We start from the raw sequence: 25,521 nt of genomic DNA, 5'->3' as shown, positions 1-25,521 counted from the left end.
CGTTTCGGGTGTTCTCAGCGAGTCCGGTTTCGCTTTCGCCGAACACGCCACACGTGCCAAATACCTGATGCTTCATGACCAGACAGACTCGATTGAACCGTCTGGTCTTCTGAGGCCTCCCCAACATCTGATCTGATCCAAGGCCCTTAGCAGGGTTTTCGCTTTGCGCATTTCCGTGCGTGAACTCGAAGTCCATCAGTCAGGTTATCATCATGAAATTTTATCTATTTATGGGGGCTTCGGCCCTCGCACTCGGCGCATGTGCATACGAACCTGCGCCGCTGCCTAACGTGACCGCGCAACAAGCAGTCGCCGACACAGCAATTTTCTCACCGATCAGCTACCGCAACCCCTTGGCGGGATACACCTATCGTGGCCCCACCGGTCCGCGTGACTGGCGCTCGGTCAATCAAGAACAGTCGGAGGGCAACTAATGCGCATTAGAAGCCTCCCGCTTGCCCTTGGTTTCCCCTTGGTCCTCGGCGCCTGCGCCACCGCGATCCCCGGTGCCTATACCGAGCCCAAGGCAGGGTTTGCCAATGTGGCGAGTCAAACCGCGGTGGCGCTCGAAAAGCGAACAGCATTTGCCCAAACTCAGGCGGAAAGCGAAGCCTTGAGCCGCGAAGTGCGCGCCATGGTGCATCGCAAGACGATTTCGGCCGATACCGCTGTTCAGGTCGCCCTGCTCAACAACAAGGGATTGCAGGCCGCTTACGCAAATGTCGGACTGTCAGCCGCCGAAGCATGGCAACAGGCGACGCCTGAAAATCCGGTCGTCTCCATCGGTGTGTTGGGCATTGGGGCCGCCGAACTGGGCGCATACCGTGCGATCGAAGGCATGATCACGACCAATATTCTGGACGCCAAGACGCGCAAGCAGCGGGTCGCGCTGGCGGACGTAAATTTCCGCACGGCACAGCTGGTGGCGGTGAACGACACGCTCACCCTGGCCAATCAGACACGACAGGCCTGGATCAATGCGGTCGCTGCCTTCGAGACAGTTAGCTATCTCAAGAGGGCCAAGGCCACATCCGATGCCGGATCCGAACTGGCGCGCAAGCTGGGTGAAACAGGTGCGCTGAACAAGGCCGGACAGGCCCGTGAACAGGCCTTCAACGCCGAATTGGCAGGACAACTGGCGCGGGCACGCCTGAACGCGACCCGTGCCAAGGAAGACCTGACACGGCGGATGGGCCTATGGGGGGCCGACGTGGATTACTACGTGCCCGATGCCCTGCCCACATTGCCGCGTTCTATCGGTCGGATCACCAACGTTGAGGGCAAGGCGCTTCGCAACCGTCTTGATCTGCGGGTTGCGAAGATGGGCCTTGAGGCGCAAGCGGCGGCGTTTGGATTGACCGACCAGACCCGACTGGTGACAGACCTTGAGCTCATCGCGGGCTTTGAGGCGGAGCGCGAGGCGGATGCGGGAGATATCGAAACAAAAACCACCCCGCAACTTGAGTTGGAGTTCGCCATTCCGATCTACGACACCGGCAAAGCGCGAATGCGCAAGGCGGAACTGGCCTATCTCCAGGCGGCGAATGTCCTTGCCGAAAAGGCCGTCAATGTCAGGTCTGAGGCGCGTGGTGCTGAAACCGCCTATTACGCGTCCTACAAGATCGCGCGACACTACCGAGACGTTCTGGTGCCGTTGCGCAAGACCGTCGAGGAAGAAGGTTTGCTGTCTTACAACGGCATGATCACCAACACCTTCGAGCTACTGACAGACGTGCGCGAAAGGCTCGGCGCATCGCTCGAATCTGCTAACGCAAAACGTGAATTCTTCATGGCTCAGGCTGATCTGACTGCCGCGATCTATGGCGGCGGCGCGGGTAGCAGCGGCGCCGGTGGGACGGGTGCAACACTTGCCGCCGGTGGCGCAGGACACTGAAAGGAACGGACATGATAAACAGACGTCAACTACTCGGAGCCGGGGCCGCAGGGGCCGCGCTCGTTTCATCCCAAGCATGGGGCAAGACCTCGAACATGGGCTTGCCAGAAGCAGCCCAGATGGACAGTGCTGCCACCGCGATCACTCCTCGCCCCTCGACAGGGCCGGACTACAACCCTGTCGTCACACTGAACGGTTGGACCCTGCCGCACCGGATGAACAATGGAATCAAGGAATTTCACCTCGTTGCCGAACCGGTCGAGCGCGAACTGGCCGATGGCATGATCGCGCATTTGTGGGGCTATAACGGCCAATCGACCGGCCCCACCATCGAGGCGGTAGAGGGCGATCGGGTTCGCATTTACGTCACCAACAGGCTGCCGGAACACACGACCGTGCATTGGCATGGCATGATCCTGCCCTCGGGCATGGACGGCGTCGGCGGGCTGAGCCATCCCGGCATTCCACCGGGCAAGACCTACGTCTACGAGTTTGACCTGATCAAATCCGGCACCTTCATGTACCACCCGCACGCTGATGAGATGGTGCAGATGGCGATGGGTATGATGGGCATGTTCGTGGTCCACCCCAAGGACCCGACCTTCATGCCGGTGGACCGTGATTTCCTGATCATGCTGAACGCGTTCGACATCGATCCGGGGACCTATGTGCCGCGCATCATGACGATGACGGATTTCAACCTCTGGACGTGGAACAGCCGGATCTTCCCAGACATCGACCCGCTTGTCGTGAACAAGGGCGACAAGGTGCGTGTACGGGTGGGTAACTTGACGATGACGAACCACCCGATCCACATGCACGGCTACGACTTCAAGGTCACCTGCACGGATGGCGGCTGGGTGCCAGAGGCCGCGCAATGGCCCGAGGTCAGCATCGACATCCCCGTGGGGGCGATGCGCGCCTATGAGTTCACCGCCGACCATCTGGGCGACTGGGCAATCCATTGTCACAAGTCCCACCACACGATGAACGCCATGGGCCACGATGTGCCGACGTTTATCGGGGTCAACAAGAAACCGCTGACCCGGAAGATCCGCGAATTCCAGCCTGAATACATGCCGATGGGCACCGCCGGCATGGCCGACATGGGCAAGATGGAAATGCCCCTGCCGGACAATACCGTCGCGATGATGACAGGCTGGGGCCCTTATGGGCCGATCGAAATGGGCGGCATGTTTTCGGTTGTAAAGGTACGCGATGGTATCGATGTGGACGATTACTCCGATCCCGGCTGGTACGAGAACCCTCCGGGTGAGCAAGCCTATGAGTGGACCGGCGAACTGCCCGAATTCGCATCCAACAACAGCCCTAAAACCGTGATTACCCCGAAGCCGACTTCGAAGGGCTGACCGGCCCTTTGGTCCAATTTACCAACCAGAAAACCACAGGAAAAACACTGATGAAAAATCTTCTTTTGACAACCATTCTGGCAGTCACACTGTCCACACCGGCCTTCGCGGCGGGCGCCCACAAGGGCGGTCATGATGACGACCATGCAAGCGAACATGCCGAAATGATGATCGGCATGCCGGGTGATCCCGCCAAGGTGGACCGCACGATTGACGTCATCATGCGTGAAACCGACGACAGCGAGATGATCTTTGAGCCCGCTTCGCTTGAGATTGAACCGGGCGAGACCATCCGTTTCAACGTCATGAACAAGGGTGAGTTGGAGCATGAATTCGTAATTGACACGATGGAGGGCAATGCCGAGCACGGGAAAGCGATGGCGAAAATGGATATGGAGCATGATGACCCCAACTCCGTCCGTCTTGATGAGGGTGGGTCTGGCGAGGTGATCTGGACCTTCACCAATGCCGGCACCTTCGAGTTCGCCTGCCTGATCCCGGGTCATTACGAATCCGGCATGCACGGGCCGATTACCGTGGGTGAAAAGATGGCACAGGCGGATGTCGTATACACCACCGGCAAGATCAAGAAGATCGACGCCAAGGCAGGCAAGGTAACCATCATTCACGGCCCGCTGGTCAACCTTGATATGGCCGCGATGACAATGGTGTTTCGCGCCGACGAGGCGATAATCGCACGGATGTCAGAAGGCCAGGACATCGAGTTTGTCGCTGACCGGGTCAAGGGCAAGCTGACCGTGACAACATTGAAGTAAACAACCTTTTGGGGGCGCCGATGCGTGTCAGCGCCCCCTCCGGGCACGACCATGAAGATGATGCCCAATCAATGAAAAATCGTAGACGAAGGAGCGAGAAGGATGAGACGGGGTACAATATTGCTGGCTGTGATCGTGTTGGTTGCAGGTGCATGGTATGTCATGCAGCGGGGCGAAACCACCATGGGTGCCAGCAGCGCGAATACCGCTATCCTTCAGGGGGATGCGATTGTCGCCGTTGCAGTGCCTGAATCCCTTGGCGAACAAGAGCAGACCGGAAAGCAGGCCTTTGATGCGGTTTGCGCCGCCTGCCACGGTGTTAATGCGCAAGGCCAGCAGGGTGTTGCACCCCCGTTGGTGCACAGGTTTTACGAACCCAACCACCATGGCGACATGGCATTCGTTCTGGCCGCGAAAAACGGAGTGCGGGCCCATCACTGGAAATTCGGCAATATGCCGCCGGTCAAGGGTGTCACCCAAGGCGACGTGCTTAACATCGTCGCCTATGTGCGCGCCCTCCAACGCGAAAACGGCATCCATTAGCCGCGTGAAAGCATGGTGCGGCCGTCTTCGATGCGACAGCCGTACCTCGCTGCCCTCTGACTTCATGTCCTTCGAGACGGGCAAGCCGATCGAACGTCCTCTGTTTGTTTTCCTTCTCTTAGCTCGCTACGGAAAGCCGCTGATGGAACAATTCCCCATTTAGCTGGGTTGATACCTATGGGGCGTATGCCTTTGGCAAGGAGGAAGGAAACGCCATGGATCAACACACGTCAAAAGGCAAAAATGAAGGCGGCGGAATGGGATGCGGTCGGTTTGCGGCGATGATGGCAACATCGACAGTCGTGATGTTCGGGCTGATGTATCTAAATACCTATGCGCTGGATCAGGTCTTTTTCTCGCAGACCCGGATGTGAATGGCGCTCTACATGGGCGCAGCTATGGCGGTGATCATGCTCGCCTTCATGTTGGGTATGTATTCCAACCGAAAAGCCAACATCGCGATCTTTGCCGGGGCCATCGTTACCTTCGGCGTGTCGCTGTGGCTTGTTCGAAGTCAGGAGAGTTGTTCGAAGTCAGGAGAGTGTGGAAGATCTCGCGTGGATGCGCGCGATGATCCCGCACCACTCCATTGCCATCCTGACCAGCGAGCGGGCCGATATTTCTGATCCGCGGGTGCGCGCACTGGCCGATGCGATCATCGAAGCACAGCGCGGCGAGATTGCCGAGATGAAGCGCTACATCAGCGATATCGAGGCCAATGGTGATGCTGCCCCGGAGACACCACGACAGAAGGTCGAATAGGCACGCCGGCAACGAGCCATGGGCAGAACTGCGGCGGAATTCCATTCCTCCAGTTTGGATGGCAATCAGGTATCCAGTTTCACGGTTCAGGACCACCAGCGGTCACGGACGTGCCGCGCAAGGTTGAGATCACTGACATCCTTTAGGACATAGGACATCAGATTCCGCTGACCCACCGATGCCAGCCCCCGCTTTAGTCCGAGTGAACAAGGTCGGAGTTCGATCGGGCCATGGCATCAGGCTGCTGTGGCTGGGTATCCAGCTGCGGCCAAAGCCGCCTGCACGATCATCGCTTCGACCATGGTGTCCAGTGTGATCTGACGCGCTTGCATGTCGAATTCAACCCGCGCCTCCGGGTCCAAAGCATGGATCGTATTCTCGACCGTTGACTTACAATGGCCGCAACTCATGTCGGGGATGTGGAAGCTCTTCATGCTTATCTCCTATTGAAATTGCCTATAGATCAAGCCGCCGCAGGCGCAGGGCGTTGGTGATGACCGACACCGAAGACAGGCTCATCGCCGCCGCGGCGATCATCGGCGACAGCAGCAACCCGGTCACGGGATATAGCAGCCCGGCCGCAATAGGCACCCCGAGCGCATTGTAGGCGAAGGCAAAGAACAGGTTCTGCTTGATGTTGCGCAGCGTGGCGCGCGCCAGTTTGCGCGCCCGCACGATGCCCATCAGGTCGCCGCCCAGCAGGGTGATGCCGGCGCTTTCCATCGCCACGTCGGCGCCGGTGCCCATGGCGATGCCGACGTCGGCTGCGGCCAGCGCGGGGGCATCGTTCACCCCGTCACCCGCCATCGCGATCTTGTGGCCCTTGGTTCGCAACTGGTCGATCAGGTCTTTCTTGGCCTCGGGCAACACGCCCGCGCGCACCTCGTCGATGCCGAGCTTGCTCGCTACCGCCTGACCCGTCCGTTCATTGTCGCCGGTCGCCATGATGATACGCAGCCCCTGTGCATGTAGCTCCTTGATCGCCTCTGCGCTGCTGTCCTTGATCGGGTCGGCAACCGCCACGATGCCGGCAAGCGCACCATCGACCGCAATGAACATCGCCGTCTTGCCCATCGCGCGCAGGGCGTCGGCCTCTGCCTCCGCTGTGGCGGTATCCAACCCCATCTCTTGCATCATCGCGCTATTGCCGAGCGCCACTGTGCGCCCATTGACCTTGCCGCGCACGCCCTTGCCGGTGATCGCCTCGAAATCCGTCGCCTCCTGCCGCGCCGCACCTTGCGCTTCAGCCCCCTCGACAATCGCCTCGGCCAGCGGGTGCTCCGAGCCACGCTCCAGCGCAGCGGCAAGGGACAAGAGGTCGGCTTGCGGCAGTCCCCCAAGCACGACGGTATCGGTCAGCTTCGGCTTGCCCATGGTCAGCGTCCCGGTCTTGTCGACGATCAGCATATCAACGGCTGCCATACGCTCCAGCGCCTCGGCATCCTTGATCAACACCCCGGCCTGCGCCCCGCGCCCCGCCGCCGTGGTGATCGAGATCGGCGTCGCCAACCCAAGCGCACAGGGGCAGGCGATGATCAGAACCGAGACCGCCGAGGCGATGGCAAAGACCAGTGCCGGTTCCGGTCCGAAGATCATCCAGACGGCGAATGCGATAATCGCGACCGCCACCACGGTCGGGACGAAGATCGCCGAGACCCGGTCAGCCAGCCCCTGAATCGGCGCACGGGAGCGGCGCGCATTCGACACCATGGCTACGATCTGCGCCAGCACGGTGTCGGCACCCACCTTGCCCGCCTCGATCACGAGGCTGCCGTTATGGTTTATTGTGGCCCCGGTCACCGCATCGCCCGGCCCCTTTTCCACCGGCATCGACTCGCCCGTCAGCATGCTTTCATCGAGGCTGGATCGCCCCTCGATCACCACGCCATCCACCGGCACGGCATCGCCGGGGCGCACCCGCAGCCGGTCGCCCTCCATGATGTGTTCCAGCGGTGCGTCATATTCGGTGCCATCGGGCAGGATCCGTCGCGCGATCTTGGGCGCGAGGTCCAGCAATGCGCGGATCGCGTCGCCGGTGCGTTCGCGGGCGCGCAACTCCAACACCTGCCCGACAAAGACCAGCGTCACGATCACCACCGCCGCCTCGAAATAGTTGCCGACAGCTTCACCCGTCCGGTATTGTTCCGGAAACACGCCGGGCAGGAATGTCGCGACCAGCGAATAGAGATAGGCCGCCGCCACGCCGAGGCTGATCAGGGTCCACATGTTGGGCGAGCGGTTCAGCACCGACTCCCAGCCACGCTTGAAGAACGGCAAGGCCGCCCAGAGCACGATCGGCGTTGCCAGCACAAACTCCAGATAGCTGGCCGTCTGATGCCCGATCCAGTCGCGCACCGGCAGGGCGACCATTTCACCCATCGCCAGGATGATAAGCGGCACCGCTGCCACAGACGAGATCCACATCCGGCGGGTGAAGTCGTTCAGTTCCTCACTGGGCTCTTCCGAGGGCATGATTGGCTCCAGCGCCATGCCGCAGATCGGGCAGTCCCCCGGCACATCGCGGACGATCTCGGGGTGCATCGGGCAGGTGTACTGCGCGTCGGCCGGAGCGGTTTTCTTTTGCCCGGCGGCCCGCCCCGAGGCGTAGAACCACGGATCGGCCTTGAACCTGACATGACAGTTCTCGGAGCAGAAATGGAAGGTCTCGTCCTGAAACTCCGCGTGAAGCGTGTCGGGCCCAAGCGCGACTGTCATGCCGCAGACCGGGTCCTTAGCCGTTTCGGCTCCCTCCGGAATGCTCGACTTTGCGTGCGAATGATCATGTTCCATGTCCTGCCAACTTTCTTCTGATTTATTTCCGTCTAAGCTATCCAGTTACTGGAGGGTCAAGCTCCTTTCGTGATGCCCGTATTCGCTCTCACAGGTCCAATGCGCAACACAGGCTCGAACAGAACCTCGCGAGCCTTGGAACGACTTCTTAGGGCGAAATCGAAGCTCACACTGCGAAGAGGTTTGATAAAATCCCGAGTAATACAGGTTTTGGACCATCGCTTTAAGCGGCGTTTAAGGAACAGTGCTCAGACAGGATCCAGCGCGTCCATCGAGATGCCAAAAAGGATCTTAAAAGGAGACCTGAAATGTTTACTGTCAAATATATCGCACCGGCGTTGTTCGGGATTGCACTTTCCCTTGCTGCCGCCCCCGGCTTCGCACAGAGCAGTTCTCATCAGGGACATGGCGCAAGCGAGCTTGCCTTGTCGCTGAATGCAGGTGAGAAATGGCAAGGCGACGACAACATGCACAAAGGTATGGATGCCATTCGCAATGCGCTCGCCGGACAGCTTGCCGCGATCCACGAAGATCGCCTCCCGGCTGAAGATTATAAGTCGCTGGCTGCTACGGTGATGGAGCAGACCAACTTCATGATCGAGAACTGCGTATTGGAGCCAGAGGTCGATGAGCAACTGCACAGCGTTCTCGGACAGGTCATCGAAGGTGCATCCGACATGGAGGCCGGGAGCGAGCCCCGCGCGGGCGCGGTGATGATCGTGCAGGCCCTCAATGCCTATGGCGAGCATTTCGAGCATCCCGGTTGGCAGCCGCTGGATTGATCCGGGCGATCAGAGCCACAAGACCCACGGGCCGCAAGAGATCGCGGCCCGCACTTGTCTCGGTACCGGTTCTGACGTTCAGTGTTATGACGGTATGAAATTGTAGAAAATTGAGGTTCGTTGGGACGATGCGCATTCTGTTGGTCGAAGACGATACCCTTCTGGGCAAGGGCGTGTCCACAGGGCTTGCCCAAGCCGGTTGGGCGGTCGACTGGGTCGTCGACGGTCTTGATGGCGAAGCAGCGTTGCACACCAATTCCTATGACGCCGTCGTCCTCGACCTCGGATTGCCGGGCATCAACGGGCTGACATTGCTCAGGCGGCTGCGTGTATCGAAGGACCCAACCCCTGTCCTCGTCTTGACCGCCCGAGACACTCTTGCCGACCGCGTTTCCGGGCTTGATGCGGGGGGTGACGATTACCTGATCAAACCGTTCGAACTGGCCGAGCTTCAGGCGCGGCTGCGCGCCCTGCTGCGCCGCTCAAAGGGTGCGGCGGGCCCGCTTCTGCAGCATGGCAGGGTCGCGCTCGATTTGGCCAGCCATGCGGTGTTTCTGGACGGCCAAAAGGTGGAGTTGTCCGCGCGTGAATTCGCCACCTTGCAGGAACTGATGATGAATGCAGGGCGGGTGCGCACCCGCAGCCAGCTGGAAGACAGCCTTTATGGCTGGGGCGAGGAGATCGGCAGCAACACGATCGAAGTCTACATCCACAACCTGCGCCGGAAGCTTTATGCGGAACTCATTCGCACCATCCGTGGCGTCGGCTATATCATCGCGGTAGGCGACAGATGATCCGTTCGCTGCGCCAACGGTTGCTGGTGATTCTCGGCGGCAGCATCATTGCCGCCTGGCTGGCCACGGCATTCTTTACCTATCTCGATACAAGACAACTGATTGACGAGATGCTGGACACCCATCTTGTACAATCGGCCGATCTCCTGCTTGTTCTGCTCGACCGCCTGCCGCCGGACGATCTGAATGAAGCGATGCTGCATCAACCGGAGGCCGATGCAGATCATATAATCGCCTTCCGTGTCCATGCTGGCGCAGGCGGGGCGGCGCGCGAGACGGTGGCGTCGCCGGGTTTTCCAACGGACCGTTGGCAATCAGGGTTTCACGATGCCGCCGCCGATAGTCAGATCTGGCGCGTGTTCGGAACATCAGATGGCGAAGGGCGCTCAGTCGAGGTGGCGCTGCGCCATGATGTGAAGGGGAAGTTCGCCGACCTCGTTGCAGTTCACATCCTGCATCCGCTCTGGGTCGCAATTCCGCTGCTCGGAGGGTTGATCTGGCTGTCGGTGGGTTGGGGGCTGCGACCGTTGCGAAACGTCACCTCGGTGGTCGAATGGCGCAGCCCCGATGACATGCGGCCAATCGGTGTCGACGACGCACCCGATGAAATCCGCCCGCTTCTTGAGGCGCTTGACCGGTTGTTCGGACGGATCGCCGTGCTTCTTGAACGCGAACGCCATTTTGCCACCGATGCCGCGCATGAGTTGCGCACCCCGCTCGCCGCGATCAAGACCCATGCCCAGGTTGCCCGGTTGGAGCGGGATGCGGACAACTGCGCTTCGGCACTTGTCGGGGTGATCGAAGGTGCCGATCGGGGCGCACGCCTGGTGGAACAACTGCTTGTGCTATCGCGGTTGGATCGGGATGCGATCGTCGGTGTCACCGAGCCGGTGAACCTATCAGATTTGGTAATCGAATGCGTTGCGGCAATAGCGCCCAAGGCGGGAGCCGATGGTATCGATCTGGGGGCGGCTGACATGCTTTCCGATCTGGCGGTTGTGAGCGGGAACGCTGATCTTCTTCGCATCATGCTTCGCAATCTGCTTGATAATGCGGTTCGCTACACCCCCAGGGGCGGCGAGGTGACGGCCTCTGTTGAGACCTCCGATCAGACCGTCATTCTTCGGATCACCGACAGCGGACCCGGCATTCCCCCGGACTTGCAGGACAGGGTGTTTGACAGATTTTACCGTGTGGCGGGGAGCGGGCGGCAGGGGTGCGGCCTCGGGCTCTCGATTGTCTTGCGGATTGCCGAGTTGCACGGCGGAACCGTCAGTTTCGAGGGCGGAACAGGCAAGGGTACGTTTGCCGTCATCGTCACGCTGCAGCACGTAGGCCCCGTGGAATTGCCAACCTGAGCACCTTAGGCACATCTGCTGTGGCTTCGAGGTTGTCTATCGGGGAATCAAGGTGAAAAATCTGGTACGCGGCGCGGCCTCCAACCTGATCCCGTGATTGTTTGCGCTGATGGAAGGGTTCCGGTCACATGTCGGAAACCTTGCCTCCCTTCAGGCTTTCAGCCAGCGCGGGCGTCATGAAATCCAGCACGGCGCGGATGCGGGCGGTGTGGCGCAGGTCTTCGTGGGTCAGCAACCACAGGTCAAGGCCTAAGTTGTCAGGCAGTTCGGCGACGCGGGTCAGGTCGCGCTTCTGATCGGCGATGGCGCAGGGCAGCACCGCAAGGCCAAGCCCGGCCTTGGCCAGCCGCACGGCGCAGGCCACCGAGTTCGAGCGCACGGTCGGGCACAGACCGGGCACGAGCTTTTCGAGCTGGCGGGTCAGGGGCGCGTGGGCGCTGTCAAACCCGATCCAGTCGTGCTGCGCGAGATCGGTGTCGGTGTGGGCGGCGCAATAATCCGGCGCGCCGTAGATCGCGAAATCCAGACGACCGACGCGCCGCCCCACCAGTGTTTCGGGCGGGGTGTTGCCGATCCGCAGGGCGATATCGGTTTCGCGCCGCGACAGGTTGAGCGTCTCGTTGCCCACCACGATTTCCACCTCGATCCCCGGATAGCTCTCCCGAAACTGGCGAAGGAGATCCGGCAGCAGCCAAAAGGCGAGCATGTCGGTCGCGGTGATCCGCACGGTGCCGCTGAGGCGCAGATCCTGGCCGGTGACGGTGCGGTCAAGGGTGGCGACATCGGCCTCGATGCACTCGACGATGCCAAGGGTTTCCTCGCCCGCCGGGGTCAGGGCATAGCCGGTCGCCAGGCGCTCGAACAGCCGCACCCCCAGCGTTTCCTCGAGCCCGGCAATCCGGCGGAACACCGTGGAATGGTTGACGCCAAGGCGGCGTGCCGCCCCCGAGAGGCTGCCCGCGCGCGCCACGGCCAGAAACACCCGCAGATCGTCCCAATTCGCAAGCTGTGCATTCATGCAAGGTCGCCTTTCTGTTTTGGCCACTCACTGTGCGCTGAGTGTGTAGCCATATTGGGGTCAGACGCAATGACGTTCACATGAAAGGATCACGCCATGACCAATTCGACAATCCGCACCAAACTGCGCAGCGACGAGCTTTCCTGTCCTTCCTGCGTGCCGAAAATCGAGAGTGCGCTGCTGGCACTGCCCGGCGTGGAGAAGGCCGAGGTGAAGTTCGCCAGCGGGCGGATCGAGGTCGAGCATGACCCGGCGCTCAGCGACGTGGCCGCCTTGGTGAATTCCATCGCCAAGACCGGTTATACCGCCAAACCTTCGGCATTCTGACCCTCGTTCATTCCACCCCTCTGCCCCCAAGCGGTGGGGGTTATCACGCAAGGAGAAAGCACATGTTTTCCGCAATCATGGATATCTACAGACACCCCGCTGATCGGCGCAAATGGCTGACCATCGCCAGCGGGTTGTTCATCACCCTCGCACTGGTCGTCTGGTATGGCTTCGGGCTGGCCGCCCCCTGGACGCCGCTGATGACGATTGCCGCGGTGCTGGCCGGCTATGACATCGCGCTTCGGGCATGGGCCTCGCTGCGCTTGCGCCATCTCAGCATCGAATTGCTGGTCATCGTCGCCGCTGTCGGCGCGCTGTTCATCAACAACCACTGGGAATCCGCTGCCGTGACCTTCCTGTTCATGCTCGGGGCCTGGCTGGAAACCCGCACCATGAGCCGCACCCGCGGTGCGCTCAAGGCGCTGATCGACGCCGCACCTGTCACGGCGACCGTGTTGCGTAACGGCGAGACGATTGAGGTTGTCGCCCATGAGGTGCAACTTGGCGAAACAGTTCTGGTCAGGGCCGGTGAGCGCCTGCCGGTCGATGGCGAGGTGGTTGAGGGCACCGCGGCGGTCAACGAGGCCTCGATCACCGGCGAGCCGATCCCGGCCGAAAAGGCCCCGGGATCCAAGGTCTTTGCCGGAACCCTGGCCGAAAACGGCCTGCTGCATCTGCGCGCAACCGGCGTCGGCGGTGACACCACGCTGGCGCGGATCATCACCCGCGTTGAAGAGGCGCAAGAGGCCAAGGCCCCGGCGCAGCGGATGATCGAGAGTTTCGGGCGCTGGTATACGCCGGTCGTGTTCGTGATGGCGGTGGTCAGCTACATCGTCACGCGCAACGTCGAACTGGCGCTGACCTTGCTGGTGGTCAGCTGCCCCGGTGCCCTGGTCATCTCGACCCCGGTATCGGTGGTCGCAGGAATCGGTCGCGCGGCCCGCGCCGGCATCCTGATCAAGGGCGGCGAGCATCTGGAGAACGCCGGGCGCATCAATACGCTGGCGCTCGACAAGACCGGCACGTTGACCGAAGGTCAGCCGCGTCTGGCCGAGGTTGTGGCGCTGGCGGGCCAAAGCGAGGCCGATGTTCTGCTCTGGGCGGGCATCGCCGAGACCGGGTCGAACCACCCGCTCGGCCGCCCGATCATCGAGGCCGCGCGCAAGCAGGGCCACCTGCCCACCGCTGACTCACTTGAGGAAATCGCCGGTATGGGCCTGGTTGCGCGCCATGACGGCTTTGAGATCGCCGTCGGCAGCCATCGTCTGTTCGATCACCTGAAGATCGCTTTTGACGACGCGGCCAAAGCGGACATTGCCCGGCTCCATGGGCTGGGCCACACCGTGGTGATCGTTGCGCGCAATGGCGAAGTCGTCGGTCTGCTGGGGCTGGCCGACATGCCGCGCGCCAGCGCCAGGCCGATGATCGACCGCCTGCACGCGCTCGGGGTCAACCGGGTGGTGATGCTGACCGGCGACCAACGCCCGGCAGCCGAGGCGATTGCAGCAGCGGTCGGCGTCGACGAGGTGCATGCCGCGATGCTGCCCGACGACAAGCTGGAGCGGATCCGCAAGATGCGCGCCGAGGGTCAGCACGTGGCGATGGTGGGCGACGGCATCAACGACGCGCCCGCCCTGGCGGCGGCCGACATCAGCATCGCAATGGGGGCGTCGGGCAGCGACATCGCCATCGAGACGGCGGATATCGCGCTGATGACCGACGATCTCGGCAAGATCGCCGAGGCGATGGAAATCTCGCGCGCCACGCTGACCAACATGCGTCAGAACCTCGTCATCGCCGTGCTGACCGTGATCGGGTTGCTGTTCGGGGTCTACAGCGGCACCATCCACATGGCGGGCGGCATGCTGGTTCACCAACTTTCGGTGCTGATCGTTATCCTCAACGGCATGCGCCTGCTGCGGGTGCCGAAGGCGGCCAAGGCCAGACCCATCGAGGCCAAGGTCGAGCGCGTTGCGGCGTAAGGTATTGACAGAAACGAAAAGCGCCCGCGCCTTTGTGGCGCGGGCTATTCGCTTGGTGGAGCGTGGCTTATAAGCCCGCTATCTTGCTCTCGCCCGAATACCTACGGCTGGTTTGCCCTTGCGCAGATATGGCAATGAAATTTGTCGAGGCGGACATCGGTAATTGATCGGAAGGTTAATGTCGTTGATGACCAAAATACGAAACAGCCCCATCGCACTGATTGGCTTCATCTGGGTGCTATCGGATCTCGGCTACTATCTCCTGCTGCCCCGTCTGGGAGTTACCCCGGGCTATAATGAAAACAGCATGGCGGTTGCGCTTTACTATTTCTATTGGGTTGGCCTCTGCGTGGTCCTTTTCACACCGCTCTATTCAACATGGCAAGAAAGATCGCGTTGGGGCGCGTTTGACAACCGGATAATGAGCGCAACAGTCTGGACAGTATTCTTTGTCGGAGCCGTGCTTTTTGTAGGTTATATAGTACCGGCGTTGCCACCGTTTGTACCACCACCAGGCGTTTTCCCGCGTGAGCTCCCATATGCGAATCCTTGGTATTTCCTTCCGAAATCTGTGGATATTCTTTTTCAGCAGTTGCTGGTGGCAGCCCTTGTGTTGTCGCTTGCATCGCTTGGGTACAGTTTCCAGAGAATTTCCGTCACCTGCGCCGCATTGTTCGGTGCCAGCCATTTGCTTCTGCTGTTTGGTGGAGCGCCTGTCGGCTATGTAGTAATATTTTCCTTTGTGGCCAGCCTGTTTGGTCTGGTTTTCCCCTACCTGATGTTGAAGGTCCCTAACGGGCTGGCCTATTCCTACTTCGCGCACTGGTCGTTCTATGCGGCCGTTATTACAATCGCGAGAGTGTCCGATCTTCTGCGTATCAGTGATATTTGTCCATGGGTCCTGAAAGGAACATGGGTGATGACGATTTCCACAATCATTTGGAGTTGATATGATGGCCATCACGAGTCGTCAGGAATGGGATGGTGTTCTCGATTTCTGGTTTCCCGAGGGGCGTTCATTGACTGTCGAGGCTCCCGCGCACCACGCACATTGGCGCTGGAGGATGCAGGGCGGCGCGGATGATGAGATCATGCCGCGGTTTTCGGACCTGACCGCCAAGACGCGCGTTGCGTCTTTCTATCAAGTCAATCCGGACCAAAGCTGCTCGTGAGAAGCCTTTGGTGAAAGGCCTGCTTTGTCTCGCCCGAATGCGGCCCCCGCCCCAGAGCGTCAGCTAGGTCAAAGAACCCATTGCCGGGGAGCCGTTCAGGGCCACGGCCTACGACACGCGCCGCGACAAACGGCCTGTCTGCCTCGCAATCCTCGCGCATCGTGACCTCCAGCGCGTCAGTGATCTTGCGGATCGAGCCCGGCGCGAACATCCCCAATTTGCGTGCCAGACGCCCATAAGCAATTGGCACCTCCTCGATCGACAGGTCCTCAAGGTAGGCCCGCGCACGATCACGCGAGTCGCCTCGGATTGGGGGCCAGGACCGGTCTCCATGACGATCTCGCCGCGCGAGAATCCGGCCTGCAAATCTTCCGGTTTCAGCCCAAGACGTGGCGCGACATAGGTCGGCGCGATCCTCAGTTGACCTTCCTCCCAGGCAAGGACGTCAGCCGGAACCAGACGCCTGAACACCGGGCTTTGCCCCGGTTTGTCACCGTAAAACGGCGTCTGCCCGCTGGCGTGATCGGTCACATCCACAATCTCGCGGATTGTCGGCAAGGCGGCGCGCAACATTGTCTCGACCCCTTGGCGGAGCGTCACCGCCGAGGCGGCGCAGCCCTGGCAGCCGCCCGCCATTCGCAGATGAACGATGCCGTTCTCCACGCTCTCGGCGCTGACATGGCCGCCATGGCTTGCAATCGAAGGGTTTGTCTTGGCGTCGAGCAATTCGCTGATTGCAGCCAAAAGCTTTGCGTCGCGTTTTGCGGTGGCTGGTGTCGCCGCTCCGTCTCCGAGTGGCTGGTCGGTGCTGTCCAGAACCGCACGGATCGCTGCGGCGATGGGACCTTTGAGCACCTGCCAATCGTGGCCGGTTGCGCGCGTCACAAGGATCGTCTCGCCCGTCACCTGCACATGCATCACACCGTCAATTGTGAATAGATCTCGCGCAGTGCGGGATAGCTATAAATCCCCGAATTATGCCCATCGCTAAAGGCCACACCGAGCGCGTAGTTGCCGACGCTCCAGATCCTGGTCGGGGCCACATCCAGTGGAAGTGTGTCCGGGTTCAGAAGCGGCCTGCCGCTCACTTCATCGCGGCAAACCGCGCAACGGCAGGACAGTCGCAGGTCACGCGGGTCGATCTTCTGGACCGTATCGGACCATCTTATCGTCAGGCCCGTAGCGTCATAATCCAATGCCAGCGGCCGGTCCGTCGCGGTGCCTTCCGGTGCTGGTGCAGGATGACCGGCTCCCGTCGCGATGTTCCAGTCGAACGGCACCTGCAAACCGGCGTCTTGTCCCGTACCTCCGATCAGCACATCGGCAATAGCGGCGTAAGCCCGCGCCGCCGGGCTGTCTGTCGCGGTCGCCACCAACGGCACGCCGCTGTCACCACCATCGACAATCGCCGGATCAAGAGGGATGGCGCCAAGATAGGGTACAGCGAGACTGTCTGCGATAAGCTCGCCCCCGCCTTTATGGAAAATATGCGTGACCTCGCCGCAGGAAGGGCAGGTAAAGCCGCTCATGTTTTCGATAATCCCGAGGATTGGCACGTTTACTTTTTCCAGCATCCGCAATCCGCGCCGCGCGATCTTGAGGCTGACATCCTGGGGCGTGGAAACAACGACGGCACCAGTCAAAGGAAACGCCTGCGCCAGCGTCAGTTGCGTATCGCCTGTGCCCGGCGGCAGATCGAGCAGCAAGATATCCAACTCGCCCCATTCCACCTGCGTGATGAACATCCGCAGATATTTTGTCACCATCGGGCCCCGCAGGATTGCCGGTTCATCATCGCCGGTGAGCATTCCCATCGAGATCACCTTGACTCCGTGCGCCTCGGCGGGAATTACCTTTTTTCGGGCGTCATCGCCGGAGGCTTGTCGGCGAAGATGCCAAGCATGCCAGGAATCGAGGGGCCGTAGAGATCGGCATCCACCAGCCCGATACGCAGGCCGCGTTGCGCCAGCATCACCGCAAGGTTGGCAGTAACTGTGGACTTGCCCACCCCGCCCTTGCCGCTTGCGATCGCTATCATACGTCCCAGATTCCCATGGGGCCCGGAGCGCGACCCATCCGATACGGATTCGCGGCGCGGCGCGGTTGCATCGGTATTGGTCGAGTCTAGTGGATCGGACATGATTGTTTTTCCCACATATTTTCAACGGCAGCCAAGATTCACCAGATGATTGGACCACAAGTATTCTTCTTGCTGAATCACCTGCCAGAGATTTTGAAGAGCGTTGCGGGCACTCAAGATACTGGGCGGGTCGACGCCTGAACTGATAATCGGAATATCCCTGAATCCACAGCTCTTCCTCACTTCTCGGGCATCTTCGAGCTGTTCCTTCGGTGCTGCGCTGGTGACATCTCGGGTCGTCTCTTCAGTCATCGGCGCGGTACGACTGGCGTCGGTGCAGACCCTGTTCTGGTGCACAGCGTCGACTCTGGAGAGAAATCCGACCGTCCGGCCACCATCGTTTTGGGATTGTCGATGATCACCCGTCAGGTAGTTGTCGGAATAGCTGAAGAACGCCGCCGGACCAGAAAGCGTTCCAGATCTGATCGATTTGAGAGCGGATGGTGCCTGTGAGCATGATGGCCTGCCGATAGTTTCTATTTTGCGGCAGCCTAAGGGCGAAAGGCCGTAGGGGCAATCATGCCGCGCAGTCGGCTTCACAAAATTGGCGTCTCAGTGAATTATTTTCTTCGTCCCTGACAGAACTGGCCAATATCAAGTTCGATCGAGACGAAATGCGAAGAATTTTTGCAAGGAAAGGCAAACCGACCGCCCACACCGACAAGCGCATCAATCCTGGAAAGATGCGCCGATCCGAAGCGGGCACAAATGACATCGGCCTCCAACTTGACCGGGACGAAACCCGGACTGCCTAACAAATTACAGGAGGTGTCATGTACCACGGAAAGATCACTGCGGAAACGCACACAAATGCTCAGCCTAACCGCGATATCGGCCTATGCCGTTTTCTCTCGGAACACTCGGAGGACCTTGCCAACAGTGCCGCCCTTCTCGCAGGCGGGAAAGGAGCCTGTATTGTTCGCGAGATTCTCGACGGTCTTGCCAACCAAATGGCCATCACCCGCCGACTTCGGACCAGGATGTTCGACCTGCTCGACATCCTCACACTTAGGAACGTCCACGACGATAACCGTGTGGAGGCCGCCTGCTTCGCCATGATCGACCCGTCAGAACCCATGGTCGACGACATCTGTCTGCTGGCGGATGGGCTTGACGACGCCCTGCGCGGCGCCGACATCTTCCCCGCCTCGGACGGGCGTGCTGCTTGATGTTAAGGCCGCGCCCCGGCTCCTCGGCCGAGGTGCGGCCATCCCTCCGTACAAAAAGGGTGCCAGCCTGCAGATTTTTCCTTCGTTCCGAGAAAGAACGACCAACATCCCCAGCACCAGAACAAGGAGACACCCACACGCCAAAACCGTTCCTGCAATGCACGGATCATGACGCCGATGAAACAGGCACCAATACCGATCACGCATGCAAAGGGAGACCATCATGCTCAACACCATCGTCAACATTGACCAGGCCCGCTACGACGCGACTGCCGACACGCAGGGGTATCTCCGCCAGCACGGGGCTGGCCTGTCAAAGGATTGAGAGGGAAAACCATTCTCGGCACAGATAGCAATCCGCCACCGAAGGCTAAGATTATAACGCCCGCATGGCCGTGTTTGATCCGAAGATTTGGTGGCTTTGACCTTCGAGATATCGAACCTTAATCAAACATCCGGCTGCTCCGTCAGATCCGATTGCACTTCCTCATCAGACACCAATTCGGCGTCTGTGAAACCGCATCAGGTAGCCACCAAACACGGCAATCTGAGAAAATTGAGGAAATCTCGGCATGAACAATCAGCCCAATAAGACTACCCTCACCGCCGCGAACGACAATCCAGGAGGTGAAAAATCGGTAGAAATCACACTGTCGAATCTCGTTTCAGTGATCGCAAAAGCTTATGTTGCCAGGACTCGGAAGGAAAGCTCGCGATGAATACTCCGAACCGCAAGGCGCGTCGCGCCGCCGCCGCTCCCTCTCAACGCAATTCCAGCAAGGGTCAGCTGAAGGTGGTCCTGTATGCACGGTATTCGACCGACAAACAAAATGATCAATCCTGCGAGCATCAACTCGCACTTGGCCGTGAAACGGCAAAAAGGCTCGGCTTTGAAATTGTTGGCGAATATTCGGATCATGCATTGAGCGGGCGCTCGCTTCTGCGTTCTCGACCGGGTGTCTCATCTATGAAAGATCGCGTCGCCGAAGGCGATATATCCGGAGTGATCGTCGAGGGGATCGAGAGAATCGGGAGGCGTGCCGCTGACATCAGTGTCCTTGCCGACTGGTTTGAAGGCCACGGCGTCGATCTCTATGCGTCCAATGGAGGCAAATTTGATTGGAAAGTAGTACCCTTTTTTGGGTGCGATCGCAGAACATTAGTCGAGGGAAACAGCGGATAAAGTTCGCCGAGGACAGAAGGGTCAGACCCGCGACGGTCGAGTCGCTGCCGGTCTTGCATACGGCTACCGCGTCGTCGCTAACAAAAAGGAACTGAACCGGGAAATTGTTCCGGAACGAGCCGAAGTTGTGCGCCGTATCTTCGACGACTACGCAGATGGACTCTCGCCGCGCCAGATTGCTGCGCAGCTCAACAAGGATGGCATTCCTTCACCGTCCGGCGGCAAATGCAACGACAGCACAATTAGAGGAAATGCAAAGAAGCGCGATGGAATGCTGCGCAACGAAGCATATGTGGGCATTATCGTATACGGGCGCAATCGATTTGCGCGCGATTCCGAAACTGGAAACCGCATTTCACGACCGGCTGATGTTGACGATATCATCTATGGCGAAGCACCCGCTCCCGCAATCGTATCTGACGATGTTTGGAACACGGTTCAAGACCGGTAGGAGCGCACGCATGCGAAATATGCCGGAAAAACGGCACCTCTAAATGGCAGTCATAGGGCTCGTTACCTCCTGAATGGTCTCGTCAAATGCGGCTGTTGTGAAGGTGGCTTCACACTCGTCGCGAAGGGGCGGTATGGCTGCTACACGCGAAAATCACAGGGCAAGCACGAGTGCAGCAATAGCCGAACGATCACACGTGACCGCCTCGAAGCGCGTGTGCTTGCCCGGCTTCGCCAGGGTTTGATTACCCCAATTTTCACCGCACAATTTGCAAAAGAGGTGACGGAAATGCTCTCACATGATCGCATCGAAGCCGATGCTCGCCTCGCTTCACTTCAGAGGCGCCTAAACTGGACGGAAGCCGCTATTGAAAGGCTGCTGGACCGACTTGAGAGCGATGAGGCTGGTGAATCACTTCTGGCACGACTGACGTCCCGTGAAGCGGAACGTGACGAGTTGCGTGCCGAAATATCAGAGAATCCGGCTTCGGCGGAGTGCACAAAACTGCCGACGGCTGCAGAACTTGAGGAAATCTACCGCCGGCAAGTGGAGCGTCTCGAACACCTGTTGACCGGGAATAATCAGATGGTGGCGGCCAACACTTTGCTCAAGTCACTTTTGGGCGAAGTGCGGCTATTTGCCGACGAGGATGCCCGCGATGGTATGGCAATCGAGATCCGGGGAGATGTTTCCCGGATCTTGTTGCATGGCCCCCACAAAATGACGAAAGGCCTCCCGAAGGAGGCCTTATCGCATCTGAGTCAGATTTCGGTGGTTGCGGGGGTAGGATTTGAACCTACGACCTTCAGGTTATGAGCCTGACGAGCTACCGGGCTGCTCCACCCCGCGCCAATATCCGACGTGTTATCGCACCACACGAAGGGCCGCAAGGGGCGTAGACGAAGTATTCGGTATTTTCCGATACTCTTTTCAGAGCTTCGGACAGAACCATGCAAAGCATCAAATTGCGGCATCTTAGAACGCCTCAGAACTGCGTCACCATCCAGTCGGGTAGTGGCGCACGAAGCGGTTCATAACGCTTGTTGAGAAATTTGTGAACCCGACCGCGCCGTACTCGTAATCGCTCCAATTCTGTAGCAACCGTGTTCAGCATGTCATCCCATTCCACCTGCCGCGCCTTGCGAAAACTGCGAAATGCGCGGCGCGTAATCTTGTCAGCGTTGCGCCATGTGGCAAAGGGCTTGCCTTCTTCCAGGTATTCCTTGCGGTCATCAGCCACGCGTTCAGAAATTATTAGACGCTCGCTGTTGCGCCGTTTCAACTCGTTTAAATTTGCATAGCGAAGATGCATCAACACCAGATCAGGACAATATTTCGCAGGCTCGTCCATCATGCCATGAGCGCCGGGAAAGAATTCAACCGGACGCATCGCGATGCCAGCTTTGCTGTAGAACGGCGAGAAAAGCGCGCCCTCCATATGGGGCGCGATCCTGTCGGCACCGTCAACAAGTTTGGCGTCATTCTCTTCTGGAAAAAGCTCAAAGCCCGGCACCACGCGCGGTGCATCGCAGCCAAACGCCGCAATCACCTCGGGCAAGGATTTCTCGGGGCCGGACGGAACCAAAAGCTCGTCAACGTCAAGACAGATCACCGCGTCATGATAGCGGGTCAACGCCGACGTATAAGACGACAAGAAACCCCAGCGGCGCGTATCAAAGGAAATGTCATCGGGATTACGCGGGAGTTCGATCACATTCGCTTCGCCCACGATCTCGTTCAGGCTGTCGTCGCGCCCATGGCTGACGACATAGAGGTTTCTCTCGCCAAGAATTGGGCCATAGTACGATATCCAGCGGCGCAGGAACCAATTGTCGTTCCATACCATCGTTACTGCCGCAATGCTCATGCCTCGGTTCCGCCTCTGCCTCGATATATCTGATTTTGCTTACTTTTTCGCACAGAATCCACGCAATCGGGATGACCGTCAAGCATATGGCCGAGGCCCTGGGAACGAGTGTTACCAAGAGGACTCAGCAAAATGCACGCCTGCTAAGCGTGCTTGAAACCAGAATTGTGCAGAAATCATCGTTAGAGAGATATCAACGAAACCTGAGGTTTCGCACAGAGGCTTTTTAGGTTTGGCAGTGTCCTACTCTCCCACGTCTTAAGACGCAGTACCATCGGCGCTACAGCACTTAACGGCCAGGTTCGGGATGGGGCTGGGTGTTTTGCTTGCGCTATGACCACCAAACCGAAAAAACCTCTGTATTCCAAGTCAACTACGACTGTTTTAAGTGTATGCTTTTGATTAGCCGAGTAGAAAATCTGTCTTCTACTGGATCAAATCAAGCCTATCGGACGATTAGTACCAGTCAACTGAACGTATTACTACGCTTACATCTCTGGCCTATTGACGAGGTGGTCTACCTCGGTCCTCAGGGATACCTTGTTTTGAGGGGGGCTTCCCGCTTAGATGCCTTCAGCGGTTATCCTGTCCGATCATAGCTACCCAGCACTGCTCCTGGCGGAACAACTGGTACACCAGTGGATCGTTCACCCCGGTCCTCTCGTACTAGGGGCAACTCCTCTCAAGTATCCTACACCCACGGCAGATAGGGACCGAACTGTCTCACGACGTTCTAAACCCAGCTCACGTACCTCTTTAAACGGCGAACAGCCGTACCCTTGGGACCTGCTCCAGCCCCAGGATGAGATGAGCCGACATCGAGGTGCCAAACACTGCCGTCGATATGGACTCTTGGGCAGTATCAGCCTGTTATCCCCGGCGTACCTTTTATCCGTTGAGCGATGGCCCTTCCACTCGGGACCACCGGATCACTATGGCCGTCTTTCGACTCTGCTCGACTTGTCAGTCTTGCAGTCAGGCTGGCTTCTGCCATTGCACTCAACGAGCGATTTCCGACCGCTCTGAGCCAACCTTCGCGCGCCTCCGTTACGCTTTAGGAGGCGACCGCCCCAGTCAAACTACCCGCCACACAGGGTCCCGGATCCGGATAACGGACCGCGGTTAGACATCAAGCAGAACAAGGGTGGTATCTCAAAGGTGACTCCACAGAAACTAGCGTTCCTGCTTCAAAGTCTACCACCTATTCTGCACATGTTCGGCCTAATGCCAGTGTGAAGCTGTAGTAAAGGTGCACGGGGTCTTTCCGTCTAACCGCGGGAAACCTGCATCTTGACAGGTAATTCAATTTCGCTGAGTCTATGTTGGAGACAGCGGGGAAGTCGTTACGCCATTCGTGCAGGTCGGAACTTACCCGACAAGGAATTTCGCTACCTTAGGACCGTTATAGTTACGGCCGCCGTTTACCTGGGCTTCAATTCAGAGCTCTCACCCCTCCTTTTAACCTTCAGGCACCGGGCAGGCGTCAGACCCTATACGTCGTCTTGCGACTTCGCAGAGCCCTGTGTTTTTAGTAAACAGTCGCCACCCCCTGGTTTGTGCCCCCAGTCAATACTTGCGTAGAAACCGGGCCTCCTTCTCGCGAACTTACGGAGGTATTTTGCCGAGTTCCTTCAACATAGTTCTCTCAAGCGCCTTGGTATTCTCTACCAGTCCACCTGTGTCGGTTTAGGGTACGATCTAGCGGAAGAGCTATTTCCAGGAACCTCTAAGCAGCCCATTCAATCCAATAAGGATGAACTACCCTCGAGATCCGTCACTTCTTCCTGGCCCAGGAATATTAACCTGGTTCCCATCGACTACGCCTTTCGGCCTCGCCTTAGGGGTCGGCTTACCCTGCTCAGATTAGCTTTAAGCAGGAACCCTTGGACTTTCGGCGACAGGGTCTCTCACCCTGTTTGTCGCTACTCATGTCATCATTCTCGCTAGTGATCTCTCCACCGGATCGCTCACGCGCCGGCTTCACAGAAAACTCCTTGTCCTCCATGACACCCCGAAGGGCGCTAAAGAGGATAGGAGTTATGTCACACTACGCTCTGCTACCATGCCTTACGGCATCCTCAGCTTCGGCTCATGGCTTGAGCCCCGTTACATCTTCGCCGCAGGACAACTTATTTAGACCAGTGAGCTGTTACGCTATCTTTAAAAGATGGCTGCTTCTAAGCCAACTTCCTGGTTGTTTTGGTCGTCCCACCTGCTTTCCCACTTAGCCATGAATTAGGGGCCTTAGCTGGAGGTCAGGGTTGTTTCCCTCTTCACTACGGACGTTAGCATCCGCAGTGTGTCTGCCATCTAGTACTCCTCGGTATTCGGAGTTTGGTTAGGATCAGTAAGCCTGTGGGGCCCCATTACCCATCCAGTGCTCTACCCCCGAGGGTATTCGGATGACGCTCTACCTAAATAGATTTCGCAGAGAACCAGCTATCTCCGAGTTTGATTGGCCTTTCACCCCTAGGCACAGCTCATCCCGATCTTTTTCAACAGATGTGGGTTCGGTCCTCCAGTGCATGTTACTGCACCTTCAACCTGGCCATGCCTAGATCACTCGGTTTCGGGTCTGATCCATCTAACTCATTCGCCCTATTAAGACTCGCTTTCGCTGCGCCTACACCTAACGGCTTAAGCTTGCTAGATAGACCAAGTCGATGACCCATTATACAAAAGGTACGCCGTCACAAGACTGGACACTAATGACAACCTCAATTGAGGGGGATGCTGACCCTGAGTTGCAGGGTTTCCATCCCGGGATTTACCGAAGCAAGTTCGGCATTCGACCGATGATCATAGCTGATCCCGATCTTGATCCCATTGTTGGCCCGATACCCCAGTTCAAGACCCGAACGAAATTCTAGGTCATGGCCGAGATCCGGTCCGTTTCCGTGGCTATAATAGCCAGGCATCAACGACATTTTGGCATAAAGCCTGTTTGCCGCAAAATTGGCGGTATAAGTGGCTCCGATCCCGACCCATGCGTCGCCGCTGTCGGTCACAGATGCCCCGATCACTGGCTGAAAAGGTCCATATGTCCGGCCAAAGCCGTAGGTGACATAGGTTTCCCTGCCGATCGTCTTATCCTGGAAAATCACATCGCCATAACTCAGCGCTGCTTCGCTTCGAACGTCTGT

At 58.7% G+C, this 25,521-nt stretch carries 23 protein-coding genes, 1 tRNA gene, 2 rRNA genes and 2 pseudogenes (1 of these 28 cut by a window edge); 17 read left to right on the top strand and 11 right to left on the bottom strand.

Features of this window, described 5'->3' with window-relative positions:
• The first annotated feature begins 212 nt into the window (after positions 1 to 212).
• The 6 genes and pseudogenes from LZG00_13610 (at position 213) to LZG00_13585 (ending at position 5,315) form a co-directional block, all read left to right on the top strand.
• Positions 213 to 434, top strand: coding sequence for a hypothetical protein (locus LZG00_13610; protein MCF3595030.1), 222 nt, complete (start codon positions 213 to 215; stop codon positions 432 to 434).
• The gene (locus LZG00_13605; GenBank protein ID MCF3595029.1) at positions 434 to 1,894 is read left to right on the top strand and encodes a TolC family protein; all 1,461 of its coding nucleotides are present in this window, start codon (positions 434 to 436) and stop codon (positions 1,892 to 1,894) included. Before LZG00_13610 ends, LZG00_13605 begins: the two co-directional genes overlap by 1 nt.
• 11 nt (positions 1,895 to 1,905) lie before the next feature.
• Positions 1,906 to 3,264, top strand: a complete 1,359-nt coding sequence (locus tag LZG00_13600) for a copper oxidase (GenBank protein ID MCF3595028.1) — start codon at positions 1,906 to 1,908, stop codon at positions 3,262 to 3,264.
• Between the two features lie 50 nt (positions 3,265 to 3,314).
• Entirely contained in the window at positions 3,315 to 4,040 is a 726-nt protein-coding gene (locus LZG00_13595; GenBank protein ID MCF3595027.1) for a copper-binding protein, read from the top strand.
• A 102-nt stretch (positions 4,041 to 4,142) separates the two neighbouring features.
• Positions 4,143 to 4,583, top strand: coding sequence for a cytochrome c (locus LZG00_13590; protein ID MCF3595026.1), 441 nt, complete (start codon positions 4,143 to 4,145; stop codon positions 4,581 to 4,583).
• A gap of 257 nt (positions 4,584 to 4,840) precedes the next feature.
• A pseudogene (locus tag LZG00_13585) lies at positions 4,841 to 5,315 on the top strand (DUF305 domain-containing protein).
• 266 nt (positions 5,316 to 5,581) lie between these two features.
• Here LZG00_13585 and LZG00_13580 read toward each other — a convergent pair.
• Positions 5,582 to 5,779, bottom strand: coding sequence for a heavy-metal-associated domain-containing protein (locus LZG00_13580; protein ID MCF3595025.1), 198 nt, complete (start codon positions 5,777 to 5,779; stop codon positions 5,582 to 5,584).
• 22 nt (positions 5,780 to 5,801) lie between these two features.
• Complete coding sequence (locus LZG00_13575; GenBank protein MCF3595024.1) at positions 5,802 to 8,135, bottom strand: heavy metal translocating P-type ATPase; 2,334 nt, start codon at positions 8,133 to 8,135, stop codon at positions 5,802 to 5,804.
• A 308-nt stretch (positions 8,136 to 8,443) separates the two neighbouring features.
• Here LZG00_13575 and LZG00_13570 point away from each other — a divergent pair, with 308 nt between their 5' ends.
• The 3 genes from LZG00_13570 (at position 8,444) to LZG00_13560 (ending at position 11,069) form a co-directional block, all read left to right on the top strand.
• Positions 8,444 to 8,917 (top strand): hypothetical protein, encoded by a 474-nt coding sequence (locus LZG00_13570; GenBank protein ID MCF3595023.1) that lies wholly within the window; start codon positions 8,444 to 8,446, stop codon positions 8,915 to 8,917.
• Positions 8,918 to 9,045: 128 nt separating this feature from the next.
• Positions 9,046 to 9,711: a response regulator gene (locus LZG00_13565; protein ID MCF3595022.1), complete on the top strand. Its 666-nt coding sequence runs from the start codon at positions 9,046 to 9,048 to the stop codon at positions 9,709 to 9,711.
• Complete coding sequence (locus LZG00_13560) at positions 9,708 to 11,069, top strand: ATP-binding protein (GenBank protein MCF3595021.1); 1,362 nt, start codon at positions 9,708 to 9,710, stop codon at positions 11,067 to 11,069. The genes LZG00_13565 and LZG00_13560 overlap by 4 nt, the downstream gene beginning before the upstream one ends.
• 124 nt (positions 11,070 to 11,193) lie before the next feature.
• On the opposite strand, the gene LZG00_13555 is transcribed toward LZG00_13560, so the two are convergent.
• Positions 11,194 to 12,087 carry a LysR family transcriptional regulator gene (locus LZG00_13555; protein ID MCF3595020.1) on the bottom strand — a complete coding sequence of 298 codons (894 nt, stop codon included), beginning with the start codon at positions 12,085 to 12,087 and terminating at the stop codon, positions 11,194 to 11,196.
• Positions 12,088 to 12,183: 96 nt separating this feature from the next.
• On the opposite strand from LZG00_13555, the gene LZG00_13550 reads away from it, so the two are divergent.
• The 4 genes from LZG00_13550 to LZG00_13535 all read left to right on the top strand — a co-directional run bounded on the left by LZG00_13550 (position 12,184) and on the right by LZG00_13535 (position 15,568).
• On the top strand, positions 12,184 to 12,414 hold the full coding sequence (locus tag LZG00_13550; GenBank protein ID MCF3595019.1) for a cation transporter: 231 nt from the start codon (positions 12,184 to 12,186) through the stop codon (positions 12,412 to 12,414).
• Between the two features lie 62 nt (positions 12,415 to 12,476).
• Positions 12,477 to 14,396, top strand: a complete 1,920-nt coding sequence (locus tag LZG00_13545) for a cation-translocating P-type ATPase (GenBank protein ID MCF3595018.1) — start codon at positions 12,477 to 12,479, stop codon at positions 14,394 to 14,396.
• Between the two features lie 178 nt (positions 14,397 to 14,574).
• Positions 14,575 to 15,345, top strand: a complete 771-nt coding sequence (locus LZG00_13540; GenBank protein MCF3595017.1) for a hypothetical protein — start codon at positions 14,575 to 14,577, stop codon at positions 15,343 to 15,345.
• 4 nt (positions 15,346 to 15,349) lie between these two features.
• Complete coding sequence (locus LZG00_13535) at positions 15,350 to 15,568, top strand: hypothetical protein (protein MCF3595016.1); 219 nt, start codon at positions 15,350 to 15,352, stop codon at positions 15,566 to 15,568.
• Between the two features lie 108 nt (positions 15,569 to 15,676).
• Here LZG00_13535 and LZG00_13530 read toward each other — a convergent pair whose 3' ends face one another.
• From LZG00_13530 to LZG00_13515, 4 genes and pseudogenes are all read right to left on the bottom strand, one after another.
• Positions 15,677 to 16,486 carry a NifU family protein gene (locus tag LZG00_13530; protein MCF3595015.1) on the bottom strand — a complete coding sequence of 270 codons (810 nt, stop codon included), beginning with the start codon at positions 16,484 to 16,486 and terminating at the stop codon, positions 15,677 to 15,679.
• Positions 16,486 to 16,848: a DUF971 domain-containing protein gene (locus LZG00_13525; GenBank protein ID MCF3595014.1), complete on the bottom strand. Its 363-nt coding sequence runs from the start codon at positions 16,846 to 16,848 to the stop codon at positions 16,486 to 16,488. The genes LZG00_13530 and LZG00_13525 overlap by 1 nt, the downstream gene beginning before the upstream one ends.
• A gap of 96 nt (positions 16,849 to 16,944) precedes the next feature.
• Positions 16,945 to 17,603 (bottom strand): annotated as a pseudogene (locus LZG00_13520) (Mrp/NBP35 family ATP-binding protein).
• Between the two features lie 126 nt (positions 17,604 to 17,729).
• Positions 17,730 to 18,248: a hypothetical protein gene (locus LZG00_13515; GenBank protein MCF3595013.1), complete on the bottom strand. Its 519-nt coding sequence runs from the start codon at positions 18,246 to 18,248 to the stop codon at positions 17,730 to 17,732.
• Between the two features lie 233 nt (positions 18,249 to 18,481).
• Between LZG00_13515 and LZG00_13510 the strand changes: the two genes are divergently transcribed.
• From LZG00_13510 to LZG00_13495, 4 genes are all read left to right on the top strand, one after another.
• A complete protein-coding gene (locus tag LZG00_13510) occupies positions 18,482 to 18,877 on the top strand; it encodes a hypothetical protein (GenBank protein MCF3595012.1) in 396 nt (131 codons plus the stop codon).
• A 572-nt stretch (positions 18,878 to 19,449) separates the two neighbouring features.
• Positions 19,450 to 19,596, top strand: a complete 147-nt coding sequence (locus LZG00_13505) for a hypothetical protein (protein ID MCF3595011.1) — start codon at positions 19,450 to 19,452, stop codon at positions 19,594 to 19,596.
• On the top strand, positions 19,593 to 20,060 hold the full coding sequence (locus tag LZG00_13500) for a recombinase family protein (protein ID MCF3595010.1): 468 nt from the start codon (positions 19,593 to 19,595) through the stop codon (positions 20,058 to 20,060). The genes LZG00_13505 and LZG00_13500 overlap by 4 nt, the downstream gene beginning before the upstream one ends.
• A gap of 127 nt (positions 20,061 to 20,187) precedes the next feature.
• Positions 20,188 to 20,511, top strand: a complete 324-nt coding sequence (locus LZG00_13495; protein ID MCF3595009.1) for a recombinase family protein — start codon at positions 20,188 to 20,190, stop codon at positions 20,509 to 20,511.
• A gap of 772 nt (positions 20,512 to 21,283) precedes the next feature.
• On the opposite strand, the gene LZG00_13490 is transcribed toward LZG00_13495, so the two are convergent.
• The 4 genes from LZG00_13490 to LZG00_13475 form a co-directional block, all read right to left on the bottom strand.
• A tRNA-Met gene (locus LZG00_13490) sits at positions 21,284 to 21,360 on the bottom strand.
• 136 nt (positions 21,361 to 21,496) lie between these two features.
• A complete protein-coding gene (locus tag LZG00_13485) occupies positions 21,497 to 22,378 on the bottom strand; it encodes a glycosyltransferase family 2 protein (protein ID MCF3595008.1) in 882 nt (293 codons plus the stop codon).
• Between the two features lie 230 nt (positions 22,379 to 22,608).
• Positions 22,609 to 22,723: ribosomal RNA gene (rrf, locus tag LZG00_13480) — 5S ribosomal RNA — on the bottom strand.
• Between the two features lie 90 nt (positions 22,724 to 22,813).
• A 23S ribosomal RNA gene (locus LZG00_13475) occupies positions 22,814 to 25,521 on the bottom strand; it runs 720 nt beyond the window's last position.

Source organism: Rhodobacteraceae bacterium LMO-JJ12 (genome assembly GCA_021555075.1).
Lineage (GTDB): Bacteria > Pseudomonadota > Alphaproteobacteria > Rhodobacterales > Rhodobacteraceae > JAKGBX01.
The sequence above is the reverse complement of the archived record's forward strand: the minus strand, read 5'-3'. Positions and strand labels throughout refer to the sequence as shown.

Coding starts and splice junctions, on each gene's coding strand:
- LZG00_13610 (MCF3595030.1), top strand. CDS start 213: ATGAAATTTTATCTATTTATGGGGGCTTCGGCCCTCGCACTCGGCGCA.
- LZG00_13605 (MCF3595029.1), top strand. CDS start 434: ATGCGCATTAGAAGCCTCCCGCTTGCCCTTGGTTTCCCCTTGGTCCTC.
- LZG00_13600 (MCF3595028.1), top strand. CDS start 1,906: ATGATAAACAGACGTCAACTACTCGGAGCCGGGGCCGCAGGGGCCGCG.
- LZG00_13595 (MCF3595027.1), top strand. CDS start 3,315: ATGAAAAATCTTCTTTTGACAACCATTCTGGCAGTCACACTGTCCACA.
- LZG00_13590 (MCF3595026.1), top strand. CDS start 4,143: ATGAGACGGGGTACAATATTGCTGGCTGTGATCGTGTTGGTTGCAGGT.
- LZG00_13580 (MCF3595025.1), bottom strand. CDS start 5,779: ATGAAGAGCTTCCACATCCCCGACATGAGTTGCGGCCATTGTAAGTCA.
- LZG00_13575 (MCF3595024.1), bottom strand. CDS start 8,135: ATGGAACATGATCATTCGCACGCAAAGTCGAGCATTCCGGAGGGAGCC.
- LZG00_13570 (MCF3595023.1), top strand. CDS start 8,444: ATGTTTACTGTCAAATATATCGCACCGGCGTTGTTCGGGATTGCACTT.
- LZG00_13565 (MCF3595022.1), top strand. CDS start 9,046: ATGCGCATTCTGTTGGTCGAAGACGATACCCTTCTGGGCAAGGGCGTG.
- LZG00_13560 (MCF3595021.1), top strand. CDS start 9,708: ATGATCCGTTCGCTGCGCCAACGGTTGCTGGTGATTCTCGGCGGCAGC.
- LZG00_13555 (MCF3595020.1), bottom strand. CDS start 12,087: ATGAATGCACAGCTTGCGAATTGGGACGATCTGCGGGTGTTTCTGGCC.
- LZG00_13550 (MCF3595019.1), top strand. CDS start 12,184: ATGACCAATTCGACAATCCGCACCAAACTGCGCAGCGACGAGCTTTCC.
- LZG00_13545 (MCF3595018.1), top strand. CDS start 12,477: ATGTTTTCCGCAATCATGGATATCTACAGACACCCCGCTGATCGGCGC.
- LZG00_13540 (MCF3595017.1), top strand. CDS start 14,575: ATGTCGTTGATGACCAAAATACGAAACAGCCCCATCGCACTGATTGGC.
- LZG00_13535 (MCF3595016.1), top strand. CDS start 15,350: ATGGCCATCACGAGTCGTCAGGAATGGGATGGTGTTCTCGATTTCTGG.
- LZG00_13530 (MCF3595015.1), bottom strand. CDS start 16,486: ATGCATGTGCAGGTGACGGGCGAGACGATCCTTGTGACGCGCGCAACC.
- LZG00_13510 (MCF3595012.1), top strand. CDS start 18,482: ATGTACCACGGAAAGATCACTGCGGAAACGCACACAAATGCTCAGCCT.
- LZG00_13505 (MCF3595011.1), top strand. CDS start 19,450: ATGAACAATCAGCCCAATAAGACTACCCTCACCGCCGCGAACGACAAT.
- LZG00_13500 (MCF3595010.1), top strand. CDS start 19,593: ATGAATACTCCGAACCGCAAGGCGCGTCGCGCCGCCGCCGCTCCCTCT.
- LZG00_13485 (MCF3595008.1), bottom strand. CDS start 22,378: ATGAGCATTGCGGCAGTAACGATGGTATGGAACGACAATTGGTTCCTG.